The organism is Streptomyces sp. WM6386 (assembly GCF_000972385.1).
Classification (GTDB): domain Bacteria; phylum Actinomycetota; class Actinomycetes; order Streptomycetales; family Streptomycetaceae; genus Streptomyces.
The window spans coordinates 1-938 of sequence record NZ_JXTE01000239.1 but is presented as its reverse complement, the minus strand read 5'-3'; the positions used below and the strand labels follow the sequence as shown (position 1 = coordinate 938).

The window sequence follows — 938 nt, the reverse complement described above, 5'->3', positions numbered from 1 at the left end:
GCCGGCGCCCTCATCTTCTCCGCCCGGTGCCGGGCGCGGAGTTCTCCGCGAGGAGGTGCCGGCACCGGAGCGGGTCCCGCCTCCAGGGGCTGTTGCGGAGTGCGTGACCCGCTGGATCCCTCATGATCGGATCTCCCCGCTCAGAACATGCCGTTGCTGTGCGGCAGTTGCTCGGGGATCTCGGTCCTGATGTCCCAGTACTCGACGATCTTCCCGTCCGCGACGCGGAACAGGTCGCCGAAGGCGTGCGGTGTGCCGTTCAGGGTGCCTTCGGAGTGGGTGAAGACGAAGTTGCCCTCGGCGAGGACCCGGTGGACCTTGAGGTAGTCCGCCCCGGCGAGCGTCTCCCGCAGGCCGGCGACACCGTCGGCTACTGCGGGGGCGTGCCGGATCAGCTCGCCGTCCTGGACGTATCCGTCGAGCGCCGCGAGATCGCCGCCGACGTAGACCTCCTCGATCAGGCGGCGGACCAGTTCCTTGTTCGCGGCGGTGCGGTCGAGGTCGGTGACCTCGGCGGCGCCGTCGCCCATGTCGTGGCCGGACGCGGTCGGGCCGGTCTCCGGGCCCAGCGCCTCCCAGTGCTCCTGGATCTTGCTGTCGCCGGCGCGGTACAGGTTGAACAGGATGAGCGGCACCTCGGCGAGGCCGGTGACCCGGGCGTGCAGCAGCACCAGGTCGTCCTCGGCGATCGAACGCAGCAGCTCGTACTGGGCGCCGGCGCCCTTGGCCCGCTCGGTCAGCTGGCGCAGGCCGGCCGGTCCGTCCGAGCACAGCGGGCTGTGCTGGATGAAGTGGGGCGCGTAGTACTTCTCGAGGGCGCCGTCGGTGTCGGCGCCTCCGGTCAGCTCCAGCACGCCTTCCACGATGAGGTTCTTGGTACTCAACTGAATGTCCAAGGTTGTGGGTCGGTGCCGCGGGACTCAACCGGCGGTGGTAAC

At 69.8% G+C, this 938-nt stretch carries 1 protein-coding gene; it reads right to left on the bottom strand.

Annotation, left to right across the window (positions count from 1 at the left end; translation table 11 throughout):
• Positions 1-140: 140 nt before the first annotated feature.
• The gene (locus TN53_RS40985; protein WP_052745421.1) at positions 141-884 is read right to left on the bottom strand and encodes a nuclear transport factor 2 family protein; all 744 of its coding nucleotides are present in this window, start codon (positions 882-884) and stop codon (positions 141-143) included.
• Positions 885-938: the final 54 nt, after the last annotated feature.